At 75.8% G+C, this 15,753-nt stretch carries 8 protein-coding genes; 3 read left to right on the top strand and 5 right to left on the bottom strand.

Annotated features, from left to right (window positions below; genetic code table 11):
- Window positions 1-2 precede the first annotated feature (2 nt).
- Window positions 3-1,166 (bottom strand): acyl-CoA dehydrogenase family protein, encoded by a 1,164-nt coding sequence (locus tag BBH68_RS16645; RefSeq protein WP_065963148.1) that lies wholly within the window; start codon window positions 1,164-1,166, stop codon window positions 3-5.
- 176 nt (window positions 1,167-1,342) lie between these two features.
- On the opposite strand from BBH68_RS16645, the gene BBH68_RS16640 reads away from it, so the two are divergent.
- Window positions 1,343-2,947, top strand: coding sequence for an AMP-binding protein (locus BBH68_RS16640; RefSeq protein WP_065963145.1), 1,605 nt, complete (start codon window positions 1,343-1,345; stop codon window positions 2,945-2,947).
- 26 nt (window positions 2,948-2,973) lie between these two features.
- On the opposite strand, the gene BBH68_RS16635 is transcribed toward BBH68_RS16640, so the two are convergent.
- Window positions 2,974-6,228: a protein kinase gene (locus BBH68_RS16635; protein ID WP_065963143.1), complete on the bottom strand. Its 3,255-nt coding sequence runs from the start codon at window positions 6,226-6,228 to the stop codon at window positions 2,974-2,976.
- 145 nt (window positions 6,229-6,373) lie between these two features.
- On the bottom strand, window positions 6,374-8,365 hold the full coding sequence (locus BBH68_RS16630) for a serine/threonine-protein kinase (RefSeq protein ID WP_065963140.1): 1,992 nt from the start codon (window positions 8,363-8,365) through the stop codon (window positions 6,374-6,376).
- 162 nt (window positions 8,366-8,527) lie between these two features.
- Between BBH68_RS16630 and BBH68_RS16625 the strand changes: the two genes are divergently transcribed.
- Window positions 8,528-9,805 carry a serine hydrolase domain-containing protein gene (locus tag BBH68_RS16625; protein WP_065963139.1) on the top strand — a complete coding sequence of 426 codons (1,278 nt, stop codon included), beginning with the start codon at window positions 8,528-8,530 and terminating at the stop codon, window positions 9,803-9,805.
- A gap of 54 nt (window positions 9,806-9,859) precedes the next feature.
- Here BBH68_RS16625 and BBH68_RS16620 read toward each other — a convergent pair whose 3' ends face one another.
- On the bottom strand, window positions 9,860-11,566 hold the full coding sequence (locus BBH68_RS16620) for a glycerol-3-phosphate dehydrogenase/oxidase (protein WP_065963138.1): 1,707 nt from the start codon (window positions 11,564-11,566) through the stop codon (window positions 9,860-9,862).
- A gap of 235 nt (window positions 11,567-11,801) precedes the next feature.
- Here BBH68_RS16620 and BBH68_RS16615 point away from each other — a divergent pair, with 235 nt between their 5' ends.
- Entirely contained in the window at window positions 11,802-13,130 is a 1,329-nt protein-coding gene (locus BBH68_RS16615; protein ID WP_065963137.1) for a nucleotide sugar dehydrogenase, read from the top strand.
- 64 nt (window positions 13,131-13,194) lie between these two features.
- On the opposite strand, the gene BBH68_RS16610 is transcribed toward BBH68_RS16615, so the two are convergent.
- Window positions 13,195-15,591, bottom strand: coding sequence for a DUF6049 family protein (locus BBH68_RS16610; protein WP_104531316.1), 2,397 nt, complete (start codon window positions 15,589-15,591; stop codon window positions 13,195-13,197).
- Between the last annotated feature and the right edge of the window lie 162 nt (window positions 15,592-15,753).

Raw genomic sequence — 15,753 nt, 5'->3', positions numbered from 1 at the left:
GCTCACCGTCCCTTCGGCAGGCCGAGGATGCGCTCGGCGACGATGTTGTGCTGGATCTGGGAGGTGCCCGCCGCGATGGTGTACGAGAGCGAGGACAGCCGGTCCGCCACCCACGGGTGGCCCGCGTCCAGCGCCCCGGCGCCCAGCACCTCGGCGGCCGCGTCGTACAGTTCCTGCCGCGCGTGCGAATAGCGCAGCTTGAAGACCGAGCCGCCGGTCCCCGGCACCCCGCCGGCGCGCTGCGCCTCGCTCACGTTCCACTGGGTGAGCCGCCACAGCGCGGCGAACTCGGCCGCGAGCCGCCCCAGCCGGCGGCGCAGCACCGGGTCGTCCCACCGCCCGCCCGCCTTCGCCTCGCGCGCGAGGGCCGCCAGCACCCGGCGGCAGGCCACCACCTCGCCCACGAACGCCGTGCCGCGCTCGAAGGAGAGGGTCACCATCGTCACCCGCCAGCCGTCGTTCTCCGCCCCGATCCGATGGGCGACCGGCACCCGCACCTCGTCCAGGAACACCTCGGCGAACTCCGCGGTGCCGGCGAGCGTGCGCAGCGGCCGCACGGTGACCCCCGGCGCGTCCATGGGCATCGCCAGCCAGGAGATGCCGCGGTGCGGGGGCGCCCCGTCGCCGGCCGGCGCGGTGCGGACCAGCAGTTCGCACCAGTCGGCGACCTCGGCGTGCGAGGTCCAGATCTTGCTGCCGGTGACGACGTAGGAGTCGCCGTCCCGCACCGCCCTGGTGCGCAGCGAGGCCAGGTCGGAGCCGGCCTCCGGCTCCGAGAAGCCCTGGCACCAGACCTCGTCCCCGCGCAGGATCGGCGGCAGCCAGCGGGCCCGCTGCTCGGCGTCGCCCTCGGCGGCGATGGTGGGGCCCGCGTGGAGCAGCCCGACAAAATTGGCGCCCACGTAGGGCGCTCCGGCCCGTTCGGTCTCCTCCAGGAAGATCAGGTGCTGAGTGGGGGTCGCCCCCTGGCCTCCGGCGTCCTCGGGCCAGTGCAGCCCGGCGTAGCCCGCGTCGTACAGCATGCGCTGCCAGCCGCAGTCGTACGCGCGGCGGGCGGGCCAGTCGGCGGGGTCCGGCGGGTCGGGCAGCTTGGGCAGGACCTCGGCGAGCCAGGCGCGCAGCCGCCGCCGGAAGTCCTCCTCCGCCTCCGTGCAGTCGAGATCCATCCGAGCCCCCTCACCCTCCACGGATCTACCCGGATCCGGATCTGACTGATCGTCAGATTCATCGCAAGACTAACCGCGTGAGCCCTGGACCGACAAGGCGCCGGGTCCTACGCTCGAACGATCTGACTAGTCGTCAGATACGTCAGCCCCAATGGCGCGCGCCCCGGGAGGCCGGCATGACCGACACCGCCCAGGAAACCGACACGGCGCACCAAACCGACATCGCGCGGCAGCTCGGCACATCGGCAACGCTGTGGGAACTGGTCGAGCGGCGCGCCGCGCTCACCCCCGACGCCCCCGCCCTGCTGCAGGCCGCCGCCTCCGCCCGCGACGACCGGCGGGTGACCTTCCGCGCGCTGCGCACCCGCGCCGAGCGCACCGCCGCCGGGCTGTACGGGCTGGGGGTGCGCCCCGGCAGCCGCGTCGCCTGGCAGCTGCCCACCCGCGTCGAAACGGTCGTCCTCGCCCTGGCCCTGGCCCGTCTGGGCGCCCTGCAGACCCCGCTCATCCCGTTCTACCGCGACCGGGAGGTCGGCTTCGCGCTGCGCGCCTCGGGCGCCCGCTTCCTCGCCGTCCCCGGCCGCTGGCGAGGCTTCGACCACACCGCGATGGCCCACCGCCTCGCCGCGGCGCTGCCCGACCCGCCCCTGGTCTTCGAGGCGTACGACACCCTCCCGGAGGCCGACCCGGCGGCCGTGCCGCTGCCCCCGCCGCCCGCCGACGGGACCGCCGTCCGCTGGATCTACTGGACCTCCGGCACCACCTCCGAACCCAAGGGCGTGCTGCACACCGACCGCAGTCTGATCGCGGCCGGGGCCTGCCTGGCCCACGCGCTGCGGCTGCGCCCCGACGACGTCGGCTCCATGGCCTTCCCGTACGCCCATGTGGCCGGGCCCGACTACACCGTGATGCTGCTGATGTACGGCTTCCCCGCCGTGTTGCTGGAGCACTTCGCGCTGCCCGACTCGCTCGCCGCCTACCGGCGGCACAAGGTCACGGTCGCGGGCGGCAGCACCGCCTTCTACTCGATGTTCCTCGCCGAACAGCGCAAGGACCCCTCCCGCAGGATCGTCCCCACCCTGCGGCTGCTGGCCGGGGGCGGCGCCCCCAAGCCGCCCGAGCTGTACTACGAGGTCGTCCGCGAGCTGGGCTGCCGGCTCACCCACGGCTACGGCATGACCGAAGCCCCCATGATCACCATGGGCGCGCCGGACGACACCCCCCACCACCTCGCGACCACCGAAGGGCGACCGCCGGCGGCCATGGAAATCCGCATCGTGGACGGGGACGGACGCCCGCTGCCGCCAGGGGTCGACGGAGAGGTACGGCTGCGCGGCGAGGCCGTCTGCGCCGGTTATCTGGACGAGTCCCAGACCCGGGCGGCGTTCGACGCCGACGGCTTCCTCATCACCGGCGACCTTGGCCACCTCACCCAGGAGGGCTATCTCGTCCTCACCGGCCGCGCCAAGGACGTCATCATCCGCAAGGGCGAGAACATCTCCGCCCAGGAGGTCGAGCAACTCCTCTACGAGCACCCCGGCGTCGGCGATGTCGCCGTGATCGGCCTGCCCGACGCAGAGCGCGGCGAGCTGGTGTGCGCCGTCGTCGAACAGCCCGCCGGCGCGGAACCGCTCACCCTTGAGGACGCGGTCTCGTATCTGCGCGCCCAAGGGCTGTCCGTGCACAAGCTGCCCGAACGGCTCGAAATCGTCGATGCGCTGCCGCGCAACGACACCCTCCGCAAGGTGCTCAAGTACAAGCTGCGGGAACGGTTCGGCTGACCGGCGCCAGGGGCCCCGCCGCTCGGTCAGCCGCTCGTCGTGCTGTACGTCGCCGTGGCCTGCTCGAAGTAGCGGGCCACCGCGCGGCGCTCGTCGGCCGGTCCGATGACCAGCACGACGTGGTACCGGCCGCCGATGAGCATCGCCAGATTGCGCGCGTACACATCGCGGCCGCTGCTGTCCCGCCAGCTGAACTCGCCCTCGGCCATCGCCGTCCGCCCCACGTCTATCCGGCGCAGCCCGGAGGACGACGCCCAGGAGGAGGCGCGGAACGCCGCCAGCTCGGGCTCCTTGTTCTGCTGGTACGCCATGGGGTCCGCGCCGAACTCGGACGCCTTGTCCCGCCCCGCCACCACCAGCAGCTCGAAGTCGCCGCCGACATAGCGGATCTGGCCGCGGGTGTTCTCCCCGCGCCGGGTCCAGGACTCGTCCACCGCGACCTTGAACCCCTTCGGGTCGTTGCGGACCACGAAGCCCTTCGCCAGCCCGGCGGGCGGCGTGGACTGCGGCTGCTGGTCGTCCGGGGAGGAGGTGCCCGAACCCGCCCCGTCCCCGCTCGGCTTTCCGGCCGACGGCTCCCGCGAGGCGCTGGGCGCGTCGCTCCGGGAGCCCGCCGTGCCCGTACGGTCCTGGCCGTTCTTCTCGCCGTCCTTCGGCATGAACAGCATCGCGTACAGCACCGCCGCCGCCAACGCCAGCAGTATCAGCGTGAGCAGCACCCGCCCCAGCCGGCGCGGGCGGCGCTCACGCGTCTGCTTGCCGCGCTTGTGCCGGCCGTGCGCGGCGACCGGCGCCGCCGCCCGGCCCCGGCGCACCAGCCAGCCGCGGCGGCGCACGATGGGCAGCCGCCGAGGGTCGGACGCACCGCCCGGCCCCGTGGACGGCACCGTGACCGTGCTGCTGCCGACGTCCGGCTCCGGCGCCGACCGGATCAGCGACCGCAGCCAGCCCCGCAGCTCCTCGAAGTCCGGCCGCTCGGTGGGGTCCTGGCGCATCAGCGACTCGACCACCGGGCGCAGCGGGCCGCACTCCTCCGCGTACGCGGGCGCCTCGGAGCACACCAGCTGCACCAGCTCTGCGGCGCTCTCCTCGGGGTACGGGGCGTGGCCCTGCACCGCGCGGAACAGCAGCACGCCCACCGCCCACAGGTCGGCCGCCGGGCCGACGGGCGGCGCGAGCCGCCAGTTCTCGTGCACCGGAACCGCCTGTTCGGGCGCCCACCGCTCGGTGACGGCCCCGACCACGACGATCCGCGCCTGCCGCGCGCGCTCGGCGGCGAGCGCCGTCGCGGGCCCGCGCCGCGCGCCCTGACCGCCCGCCGCGTCGTCGTCCCACGAGCCCGCGCGACCGGGGGTCCGGTCGGCGCCGCCCCGATCAGCCCCCGGCACTCCGGGCCACGAGCCGCCGGCGGGGGCGATGTCCGGGACGCCGTACGACGCCTGGGACGGCTGTCGGCTCGGGTCGGCGTAAGGCGCCGGGACCGCCCGCCGGTCCGGGGCCGGGGTCCCGTTGGGGGCGGCCGGTCGGCCTGGGTCGATGTACAGCGCCCGGCCCCTGTCCGGGTGCCGGTCGGCCCGGCGCGGGGCCGGGCTCGCGCTGCGGTCTGCCTGAGCGCCCGGATCGGCCTGAGCACCCGGATCGGCCTGCCGGTTCGGACCGGCGTACGGGTCCAGGTCGGCGTACGGCACCGGGGCGGCGTACGGGCTCCGGTCGGCCTGGCTGTTCGGCGCCGGGCCCGCGTCCCGGTCATTCCGCCGGCCCGCGTCGGCGTAGGGGTCCGAGGCGGCGGCGCCGTGGGTGTCGGGCGTGGGGCGCGGCGCGCCTTCCGCACGCTCGGACGCGGGGCCGCTCCGGCCGTCGGCCGCGCCGGGGCGCGCGATATGGGGCGCGGGGCCCTCGACATGCGCCCGCGCGGCGGCGCGGGCGCCCGCCGCATAGGCGGCGATCGCGCTGGCACGTACGGCGCGCGCGGCGGTGCCCTGCGGGTCGCCGGGCGCCGGGGCGACTGGGTGGCCCTCAGAGGCCGGTTCACCCGACCGGGCCCCGGGTACGCCCCGGCCGGCGCCCTGCGTGCTGTCCGGGTCGTCCGGAGTGCTCACGCCGGTCGGGCCGTCCGGCCGCCCGTCTTCGACGCGCTCGGCGGGCCGCCACTCCGACCCCGGGGGGAGCCGCAACGCGGGTCCGGGGGAGGGCTGTTCGAGCGCACCGCGCGGCCCGGGGAGCACGCCCGCCGGGCCGCCCTGTGGGCCGGGGCGCGACTCGTCCTCACCCGGCGCCGTATTCCAAACACCCGAAGCGCCAGGCGCACCCGAAGCACCAAGCGCGCCAGGCGCATCCGCCGCGCCCGGCGCCCCGCTCGCACCGGGTTCGCGCGGGGCGGGGAAGCCGTCCACCGCGATCTGGTCGCGGTAGAGCGGCCCTGTCACCCGGCGGGGGAAGCCGCCCGGCAGCGAGGCATCGCCCTCCCCGGAAAGCTCCTCGCCGGCCGCGCCGATCCCGCCGACCGCGTCGCCCGCGCCCCCGGCACCGTCCGCGCCGTCGTACGCGCCCTCGTCCGCCTCCGCCGGGGCGGAAGGCCCGCCCCGCACAGGCCAGTCGGCCGCGTCAGCCGGGTCGTCCTGGTGAGCCGCCTCGACCGCGTCGGCCGCGTCGACCGGGCCGGCCGGCGGCCGGGGCACCGGGTCGTAGCCGCACAGGGCCTCCTCCGCCGCGCCCGCCGCGAGCCCGGTGAGCATGGCACGCCCGTCGTCGCAGACCAGGACGGTCCGGGCGGTGATGTTGCGGTGGATCCAGCCGTCGGCGTGCAGGGCGCGCAGCGCGGTGAGGATGTCGTGGGCGAGTTCGGCGGCCCGGTACGGGGACAGCGGCCGCTCCGCGAGCAGCGCGGCCAGCGGCCGGCCCGCGACCAGTTCGCTGACGATCCACAGGCTCCCGGCCTCTACGAAGACGTGGAAGACCTGGTCGAGCCGTGGGTGGTCGGGCACCCGCGCGGCCGCCGTCGCGGCCTCGACGGCGCGGCGCACCGCCGGGTCGGCGCCGCCGCGGCCGCCCCGCCCCATGCCGTACGCGCCGGTCCCGCGCCCCGGAGCGGCGCCCGGGTAGCGCCCGTCGTCGCCGACGACCTCCGCCTCGACGGTCTCCGGGAGCGGTATCTGCCTGAGGTGGACTTCCTGTCCGCTGTAGGTGTCGAAGGCGCGGGTCTCGACAAGCTCGTACTCATCGGCCGGCGGCAGGGGCAGGCGATAGCGGTCGGCGAGAACCCGACCCGCGTATTCGTCCACGACGCCTCCCCGAGCACGCGCTGCACACCCTCATCCGCACCGCACCACACCGTCAACCATAGGGGTTTTGCCCGCCCTTGCCGCTGCGCACGGTCCACGGCCTCTCACGATACGTGCCCGGGGCGCGCCGTGCCGACCGGAGTGCTCAGTCCGTGACGTCGAAGGTGTCGAACGCCGTGTCGCGCAGCGTCTTGCACTCCTTGTCGTCCCACTTGCTCTTCTCGCAGGTGATCATGATGGCGAAGCCATGGCTGCCGTCCACCCGGAAGCCGCGGTTGAGCACCCGGACCCGCTTGCCGCCCTTGTCGCGCTCGAACTGCCAGTCGGCGACCGTCGGGTAGCCGTGCCACTTGACCGACTCGATGCCGATGAGCCTGTAGCCGGGCGTGGTCCTGCCCACCTGGCCCTCGCTCTTGCGCCACTCCGCCGCCGCGTCGGACTTCGGGGAGTCGGTGAAGTCGACCTGGATCCGCGGGACCTCGGGCCCGCCGTAGTAGATCTTGCTGCCGCCGTAGGTACCGGCGTGAACCTTCCACCCCTTGGGCATCGCCATGGTGAACGGGAAGTCGGAGCTCTTGACGGTCTCGTACCCGCCCGGCAGCGAGCCCTTGCCGCCGCTGTCGTCACCGCCCTTGCCGCCGCTCCCGTCGGCGTCCCCGTTCCCGTCCTTGTCCTCGTCCTTGTCCGAGCTTCCGGAGCCGCCCTTGGTCGCGTCGTCCGTCGGCTTCTCGCCGGAGGTCTGGGCGTCCGGGGACCGGCCGGACTGGCCGCCGGAGTCCTTGGTGTCGCCGCCCGCGCCGGCCGAAGCCGTCGGCCGGTCACCGGACTTGCCCTGGTCACCGCCGTCGTCGCCGCTCAGCGCGATCGCGAGCACCGTGCCGAGGACCGCGAGCGCCACGACCACCGCGATGATCACCAGCGTGCGCTTGGGCACCACGTCCGTGATCGGGGCGCGCGGCGGCTGCGGGGCGGGCGGGATCTCGGAGCCCGCGGCGGGGGTCGCCGCCTTGGCGGGCCTGCCGCCCGACGACGAGGACTTCTTGCCGCCGGACGCACCGGACGCGCCCGACGCACCGGACGCGCCGGACGCGGCCGAGCCCGCCGGGGCCGCCGACCCGCCCGATCCGCCCGATCCGGTGGCGGCGGCCGCCGCCGAGGCTTTCCGTACGGACCGCAGCGCGCCCCGCACCCGCTCCGCGGCGGCGTCGGAGGCCGCGGGGGCGTCCTGGGCCGGGGCGGGCGGCAGGGACATGGTGCGGGTCGCGTCGGCGGCCGCGGGCTTCGACCGCCCCTCGTCGGGGGCGTCCAGCGCCTGGTTCAGCAGCGCCCGCGCGCCGGCGTCGTCGAGCCGCCGCTCGGGGTCCTTGGTGAGCAGCCCGTAGATGACCTCCTCCAGCGCGCCCGCGTTCTTCGGCGGCTCGACGGGCTCGGTCATCACGGCGGTGAGCGTCGCTATGGCGGTGCTCTTGTCGTACGGCGGCACGCCCTCCACCGCCGCGTACAGCAGTCCGCCCAGCGACCACAGGTCGGCCGGCGGGCCGGGCTTGTGGCCGCGGGCGCGCTCGGGCGAGATGTAGGAGGGGGCGCCGACGAGCATGCCGGTGGAGGTGACGGAGGGGTCGCCTTCGACCTGCGCGATGCCGAAGTCGGTGAGCACGACGCGGCCGTCGTCGGAGATCAGGACGTTGGAGGGCTTCACGTCGCGGTGCAGGATGCCCGCCTGGTGGGCGGCGCGCAGCACGTCGAGCACGGCGAGCCCCACCTCGGCGGCGCGGCGCGGGGTCAGCGGGCCGTCGTCCCGTACGACATCGGCGAGCGAACGGCCCTCGATCAGCTCCATGACGATCCAGGGACGGTCGTCCTCGTCGACCACGTCGTAGACGGTGACCGCGCCGTTGCTGCGGATGCGGGCGATCGCTTTCGCCTCGCGCAGCGTGCGGGTGATGAGCCGTCTCTTCTCGTCCTCGTCGACGCTCGACGGGAAGCGCAGCTCCTTGACCGCGACCGTACGGCCCAACGTCTCGTCGCTCGCCCGCCAGACCGTGCCCATCCCGCCCTGGCCGAGAACTTCTCCGAGCCGGTACCGCCCGGCGAGGAGGCGTCCGGTCGAGCCCTGCGTCCGCTCCGCCTCCGACATGCGTCCCCTCTGCAAATCAACCCGCCCTGAACCCACCCTGGGAGAGCACCCATTGTCTCTCATCCGCGGACCGGTGGAAGTCCGGGGTCCGGGGCCGGGCGTGGCGACCTCGGCCACACCTGCGAACATCTGGGTCCACCACCTGACGAAAGGCCCTCCGACATGCCGATCCGCGCCCGGTGGCGGAAGTGGCCCGGCCGCGTGACGGCCCGGGCGCTCGCGCTGGCGGCGCTCCTGGGCGCCGCCGTTCCAGGCTGCGGCGCCCCGGCGGCTCCCGGCGCGGCGGCCCCCACACCCGGCGCGGCCCACACGCGCGGCGTCGCCGCGGCGGCCCCGCGCGCCGGCGGGGGGAACACCGAGGACGAGCTGCGCGCGGCCGTACGGCGACTGGTGGCCGGGGGCGGCGCGCCGGGCGCCGCCGCGCTCGCCCGGGACGGCGCCGGGACGCGCTTCGCCTCGGCCGGGTTCGCGGATCTGCGCACCGGGCGGCGCATTCACAAAAGCGATCGTTTCCGCGCGGGCAGCGTCACCAAGACCTTCGTCGCGACGGTGGTCCTCCAACTGGCCGGGGAGCGGAGGCTCGCCCTGGACGACACCGTGGACACCTACCTCCCCGGGCTGGTACGCGGCCACGGCAACGACGGCCGGAAGATCACCCTCCGGCAGCTTCTCACCCACACCAGCGGCCTGTTCGACTTCGCCGCCGACCAGCGGGTGGCCCGCCGGCTGTCCGGACCGCCGCCCGGCTCCGGCCTGACGCCGCGCCGGCTGGTGCGCACCGCCGTCGCCCACCGGCCGTGGTTCGCCCCGGGCGCCGGCTGGTGCTACTCCAACACCAATTACGTCCTGCTGGGCCTGGTCGTCGAGCGCGTCACCGGCCGCCCCTACGCCACCGAGACCGAGCGCCGGGTGCTGGGCCCGCTCGCCCTGCGCGGCACGTCCTTCCCCGGCACCCGCGCCACCCTCCCCGCCCCGCACGGCCGCGCCTACACCGTCCACCCCGGCGACCCCCGCACCGGCAGCCCCCGCGACCCCCGCCACCCCCGCCCCGCCGACCTCCGTGACGTCACCGGCCTCCGCGATGTCACCGACCTCGACCCGTCCGCGGCGGGCGCCGCCGGGGAGGCCGTCTCCACCCTGGACGACCTGGCCCGCTTCTACGGCACGCTGCTGCGCGGCGGCCTGCTGCCACCGGCGGCGCTGCGGCGGATGCGCGACACGACCGCGTCGGACGGGCGGTACGGGATGGGCCTCTTCCCGGTGCGGCTGTCCTGCGGGGTGACGCTGTGGGGCCACAACGGCCGGATCAACGGCTCGTACGTCCAGGTCGTCGCCACCCCCGGCGGCCGCCATGTCCTGGCGTACCGCCTCAACAGCGACGCCGACCCGGCCCCCTCCGCGGAGCGGCGCCTCCTGACGGCCGAGTTCTGCCGGGGCTGACTGCTCGCGCCCCTCCCGTACCCGCCCCGGCCTCAGAGGGGCCTCAGAGGGGCCTCAGAGCGGGACGATGTCCGGCGCCCCCAGCCGGGCCGCGTCCGCCGTCAGGTCGTCCGGCTGGCGCTGCGACTCGCGCTCCGCCTCGACGCGCTTCTCGTAGTGCTGGACCTCCTTGTCGACCTGCTCCTGTCCCCAGCCCAGCACCGGCGCCATCAGCTCGGCGGCCTCGCGGGCGCAGCGGGTGCCGCGGTCGAACGTCTCGATGGAGATGCGGGTGCGCCGCGTCAGGACGTCGTCCAGGTGCCGGGCGCCCTCGTGGGAGGCGGCGTAGACGATCTCCGCGCGCAGATAGTCGTCGGCGTGCGTGAGCGGTTCGCCCAGGGAGGGGTCCTCGGCGATCCGCTCCAGGATCTCCTCGGCGAGCGAGCCATAGCGGTTCAGCAGGTGCTCGACGCGGGCGACGTGCAACCCGGCGCGCTGGGCGATGCGCGCCCGCGCGTTCCACAGCGCCTTGTAGCCCACGGCGCCGGCCAGCGGCACCTCCTCGGTGACGCAGGGGGCGACCCGCTGGTCGAGGCCGTGCACCGCCGCGTCCGTGGCGTCCTTGGCCATGACCCGGTAGGTGGTGTACTTGCCGCCCGCCACGACCACCAGCCCCGGGGTCACATGCGCGACCGTGTGCTCGCGCGACAGCTTGCTGGTCGCCTCCGACTCGCCGGCCAGCAGCGGGCGCAGCCCGGCGTACACGCCCTCCACGTCGTCGCGGGTGAGCGGCACCGCGAGCACCTCGTTGACGTGCTCCAGCAGATAGTCGATGTCGGCGCTGGAGGCGGCGGGGTGGGCCTTGTCGAGGTCCCAGTCCGTGTCGGTGGTGCCGACGATCCAGTGCCTGCCCCACGGGATGACGAACAGCACGCTCTTCTCGGTGCGCAGGATCAGCCCGGTCGTGGAGTGGATGCGGTCCTTGGGCACGACCAGGTGGATGCCCTTGGAGGCGCGCACGTGGAACTGGCCCCGCTCCGCGATCAGCGCCTGGGTCTCGTCCGTCCACACCCCGCTGGCGTTCACCACCTGGCGGGCGCGCACCTCGAAGTCGCCGCCCTGCTCCAGGTCGTGGACGCGGGCGCCGACGACGCGCTCCCCCTCCCGCAGGAAGCCCACCACCCGCGCCCGGTTGGCGACATGGGCGCCGTACGAGGCGGCGGTGCGCACCAGCGTGGTGACGAAGCGCGCGTCGTCCACCTGAGCGTCGTAGTACTGCAACGCCCCGACCAGCGCGTCCTTGCGCAGACAGGGGGCGACCCGCAGGGCCCCGCGCCGGGTCAGATGGCGGTGCGCCGGCAGCCCGCGGCCGTGCCCGGAGGAGATCGACATGCCGTCGTACAGTGCCACGCCGCTGCCCGCGTACAGCCGCTCCCAGCCGCGGTGCTTGAGCGGGTAGAGGAACGGCACCGGCTTGACCAGGTGCGGGGCGAGCCGCTCCAGCAGCAGGCCGCGTTCCTTCAGCGCCTCCCGTACGAGGGCGAAATCCAGCATCTCCAGATAGCGCAGGCCGCCGTGGATCAGCTTGCTGGACCGGCTGGAGGTGCCGGCCGCCCAGTCCCGCGCCTCCACCAGGCCGGTCGCGAGGCCCCGCGTGGCGGCGTCCAGGGCGGTGCCGGCCCCGACCACCCCGCCGCCCACGACCAGCACGTCCAGCTCCTGGTCCGCCATCCGGGCCAGCGCCTCGCCGCGCTCGGCCGGCCCCAGTGTCGGTGTCCTCACCGCTGCCTCCCGTGGTGATCGAGACGGTGATCGAGATCACACGTTCTTGATTGATTTTCCTGGCTTTCCGCTCGTGACGCCATGCCGGAGCGCGCACCGGGGCCTCGCCCGGGGTCTCGACACCCGCACCTCAACACCCCGCCTCAATACTGAATACGAGTCATATTTCCGCTTAGTCTTCATTCACCTCATTTCGCGCCCTCCGAAATCACCTCGGGAAGGACGGCACGAAGTCATGCCCGCAGATCTCGCCGTCATCGGACTCGGCCACCTCGGCATCCCCCTCGTCCGGGCCGCCACCGCCGTCGGCGTCCGCACCCTCGGCTACGACCCCGATCCCCGCGCCGCCGCCGACCTGCGCGCCGGAAGGCTGCCCTCCGGGGCCTGGGACGGCGCGCTCACGGCCGCCGACCTGCGCAGGATGGCCGCCGGCGGCTTCCGGACCACCACCGACCCCACCCAGCTCGGCCGGGTGCACACCGCCGTGATCTGCGCCCCCACCCCGCTCGGCGAGGACGGTACGGCCGCCCTGGCGGCGGTGGGCGAGGCCGCCCGCGCGCTGGCCGCGCACCTGCGCCCGCACACCACCGTCGTGCTGGAATCCGCCGTGTACCCCGGCACCACCGAGGAATTCCTGCGGCCGATCCTGGAGGACGGATCCGGGCTGCGGGCCGGGCGCGACTTCCACCTCGCCTACTCCCCCGGCCGCCTCGACCCCGGCAACCGCACCTACGGCTACGCCAACACCCCCAAGGTCATCGGCGGGCTGACCCCCGCCTGCACCGAGGCGGCCGCCGCCTTCTACGGCCGGCTCACCGAGAAGGTCGTACGGGCCCGGGGCCCGCGCGAGGCCGAGACCGTCAAGGTCCTGGAGACCAACTACCGGCACGTCAACATCGCCCTGGTCAACGAGATGGCGGTGTTCTGCCGGGACCTCGGCGTCGATCTGTGGGACGTGATCCGCTGCGCCGAGACCAAGCCCTTCGGCTTCCAGGCCTTCCGGCCGGGGCCAGGCGTCGGCGGCCACGGCGTGCCGATGGCCCACGCCCCCTCGGGAAGCGACGCGCCGTCCCGCGAGGACCGCCCCGGGCCTCCCGGCCGCCCTGGCCGCTCCGGCCGCTCCGGCCGCCCCGGCCGCCCGCTGGCCATGGTGGAGCTGGCGCAGCAGGTCAACGGGCGGATGCCGGGCTATGTCACCCGCCGCTGCGCGGCCCTGCTCAACGAGCACGGGAAGTCGGCGCGCGGCGCCCGGGTGCTGCTGCTGGGGGTGAGCTACAAGCCCGACGTGGGCGACCAGGAGGGCGCGCCGGCGGGCGAGATCGCCTCGCGGCTGATGGACCTGGGCGCCCAGGTCAGTTTCCACGATCCGTTCGTGGCGCGGTGGCAGGTGCTCGGCCGGCCGGTGCCGCGCGCGGACGCGCTGTACGAGGCGGCGGCCGATGCCGACCTGACCGTGCTGCTGCAGCACCACCGCACCTATGACCTCCAGGGCCTGGCCGTGAAGGCGCAGCTGTTGCTGGACACGCGCGGGGCGAGCCCGGCGGGCACGGCGTACCGGCTCTGAGCTGCCGCGCCCGTAAACCCGTCTCACCCCCGCACGCCCGGCGCCCCGCCACGTCACCCCCTGGTCACCCTCCCGCGTCCGGCGCCCCGCCGTCCCGCGCCCGCGCGCGGCGCAGCCGGAAGGTCGCGGCCAGGGCGATCAGCCCCACGCCGCCCGCCACGAACGCGACCGCCCCCGAGGGCACCGAGCGGACCTCGGCCGTGAAGGTGATCGGGCGGCCCCAGGGCTTGCCGTCGGCGCTGGTGTGGAGCCGGGCGGTGAGCCGTACCGGCCCGTTGGCATGGGCGCGCACCCGGACCCGCACCGTACGGCTGACCGCCCTGGACGCCCGCACCCCCACCGCCCGGTCCACCGCGTCGAGGCGTTCCGGCCGGCTGGAGGAGACCCGCAGCTCCACGCCGGTCAGATCCTGCTGGAGCCCGTTGTCGACCGTGACCGGGATGGTCGCGGACTGCCCGGCGACCGTCACCGTCGATTTGGGCACCAGCCGCACCGAGTCGATCGAGGCGGACAGATAGCGGCTCACGCCGCGCCGGTACGAGCGCGCCGCCGCCGGGTCCCCGCGCCAGCTCGTGGACAGCGCGCGGACCATCGCGGCGTGCGCGGAGGCGGCGGTGCCACCCGGGTCGGACAGCACCTTCGAGAGGGTGCGCAGCCGCCGCTCGTCCCGGGCGACCGCCGCGAGCGTACGGGCGGGCAGCTCGGAGGCGCGCAGCGCGACCGGGTAGCCGGTGGCGTCGCGCAGCTGCCCCGGCTCCGGGTCCTGGGCCGCCGCCTCCAGCCGGGACGGCTCCAGCCAGCCCGCCTTCCGCCCCTCGGACACCGCCTCGGCCAGCGCCCGCGCCGCCCCGGCCGACATCCGGCGCGGCGGGACGACCACCAGCGCGCGCGGGGCGTACGGCAGCTCCCGCACGGCCGTCAGGCTCTCGGCGAGCAGCCGCTGCCGCAGCGCCAGCCGGCCCGGCGCGCCCGCCGCGCCGGTGCCCGGCCGGCTCCGCGCCAGCAGCGAGGCGATGGTCGTGTCGTGCGTCAGGGCGGTCAGCCGCGCGCCGAGTGTGGCCGCGCCGTCGTCCGTGGCACCGGCGGTGAGCAGCGCGCCGGAGGAGCGGCGCACCCCGTCTCCGGAGGCCAGCACCGTCTCCAGGCCGAGCCGCTCGGCGTAGGCGGCGATCCCGGCGTCCACCGCGCCACCCGCCGGCCAGGCCACATCCGCGCGGGCGTCGACGTGCAGCTCCCGGTCCACCACGTCCTTGCCCGCCCGGGACGCCCGGCGCAGCAGCCCGGCCAGCGCCTCGCCGCCGTCGCCGGCGCGGGCGAGCGAGGCCAGGTCGGGGTCCGCGTACGGCAGCGCGATGACGTCACGCCCGCGCACCGCGCGCTTGAGCGCGGCCAGCCAGTCCGCCGCCGCCCGCCCGCCCCGGCCGGCGGTGGTGTGGCGCGGATCGGTGGCGCCGGGGGTGCGGGCGACCCGGTAGCCGTCCGCCATCGCCCTCGCCTGTGCCACCAGGTCGGGGTCCACCATCCAGGTCACCGGCTGCCGCGCGCCCGTCTCGACCAGCCGCCGCAGCCGCCCGCCCTCGGCGAACGCGGCGGCCAGCGCGTCGTCGCGGAAGACCGGCCGCACGCTGCCGGGGGTGCGCAGGGTCAGCGCCTCCATGTGCGGGGTGTCGGTCACCGGCCACAGCACGGCGGTGCGCAGCGGCTCGAACGCCGTACCGTCCGGATACACCGGCAGAAAGGTGCGGGCCAGCCCGAGGACGGCCCCGTCCACGCGGGCCACGTGCACCGTCAGCCCGTACGCTCCCGCTCCGCCGAGCCGCAGGTCCGCCACCGGCACCCGCAGCCGGAAGTCGCGGGCGGCGCCGGGCGGGAGGGAGGGGAGCCGGTGGGTGTGGTGGGGGATCTCCTCGCCGTCGGCGCGGACGAGGGCGGTGCGCCCGGCCGTGAGCGCGAGTCCGCTGCGGGTGCCGAGCGCCGCCGGCCCGGTCCGCACACCCACCCGCGCGCCGGTGACACGGTGCCGCGAGGTGTTGACCACGGTTCCGCTGAGCGTCAGCTCACCGTCCGGGCGCCGCAGCACGGCGGGGCCCAGCGACGCCAGCCGGACGGCCACGGCGTACGAACCCCGGTGGCGGGGGCCTTGGCTGATGCCGTGGCGGGTGTCCTGGCTGATGCCTTGGCGCGCGCCTTGGGGCGTGCCCTGGCGGGTGTCCTGGCCGGGACCGTGGCGGGGGCGGTCGCGGGGACCGTGGCCGGACGGGGCCGGGGGCGAGTCCCCGTACGACGGCAGGGCGGGCCCGTACGAGGGGGCGGCCGCCGCGTACGACGGCAGAGCGGGCCCGCGAGCCGCCCCGGACGCCGGGACGGCCGCCGCCGGCAGTCGCATCGGCGCGAGCAGCACCGCGCTCAGGGCCACGAGCGTCGCGACGACCGCTCGCGCACATCTCCCGTCGCGTGCCACTGCCCGCCACCTCGACGTCGGTTCGTGCCGCCCCCTCCCGCCCCCGTGGACGGACGCGGTGTCACCAGACCACCACGGCCCGGCCCGTCCCGCATGTCCAAGGGCCCCACCCGGGCGGGCCCGCGCCCCCGCCCCCGCCCAGGCGGCGAGGGGCGGGCCCGG

This window comes from Streptomyces sparsogenes (assembly GCF_001704635.1).
Lineage (GTDB): Bacteria > Actinomycetota > Actinomycetes > Streptomycetales > Streptomycetaceae > Streptomyces > Streptomyces sparsogenes.
The sequence above is the reverse complement of the archived record's forward strand: the minus strand, read 5'-3'. Positions and strand labels throughout refer to the sequence as shown.

Excerpts from the sequence above, each read along its gene's own strand:
- BBH68_RS16625 (WP_065963139.1), top strand. The coding sequence starts at position 8,528 with ATGCCGATCCGCGCCCGGTGGCGGAAGTGGCCCGGCCGCGTGACGGCC.
- BBH68_RS16630 (WP_065963140.1), bottom strand. The coding sequence starts at position 8,365 with ATGTCGGAGGCGGAGCGGACGCAGGGCTCGACCGGACGCCTCCTCGCC.
- BBH68_RS16640 (WP_065963145.1), top strand. The coding sequence starts at position 1,343 with ATGACCGACACCGCCCAGGAAACCGACACGGCGCACCAAACCGACATC.
- BBH68_RS16645 (WP_065963148.1), bottom strand. The coding sequence starts at position 1,166 with ATGGATCTCGACTGCACGGAGGCGGAGGAGGACTTCCGGCGGCGGCTG.
- BBH68_RS16615 (WP_065963137.1), top strand. The coding sequence starts at position 11,802 with ATGCCCGCAGATCTCGCCGTCATCGGACTCGGCCACCTCGGCATCCCC.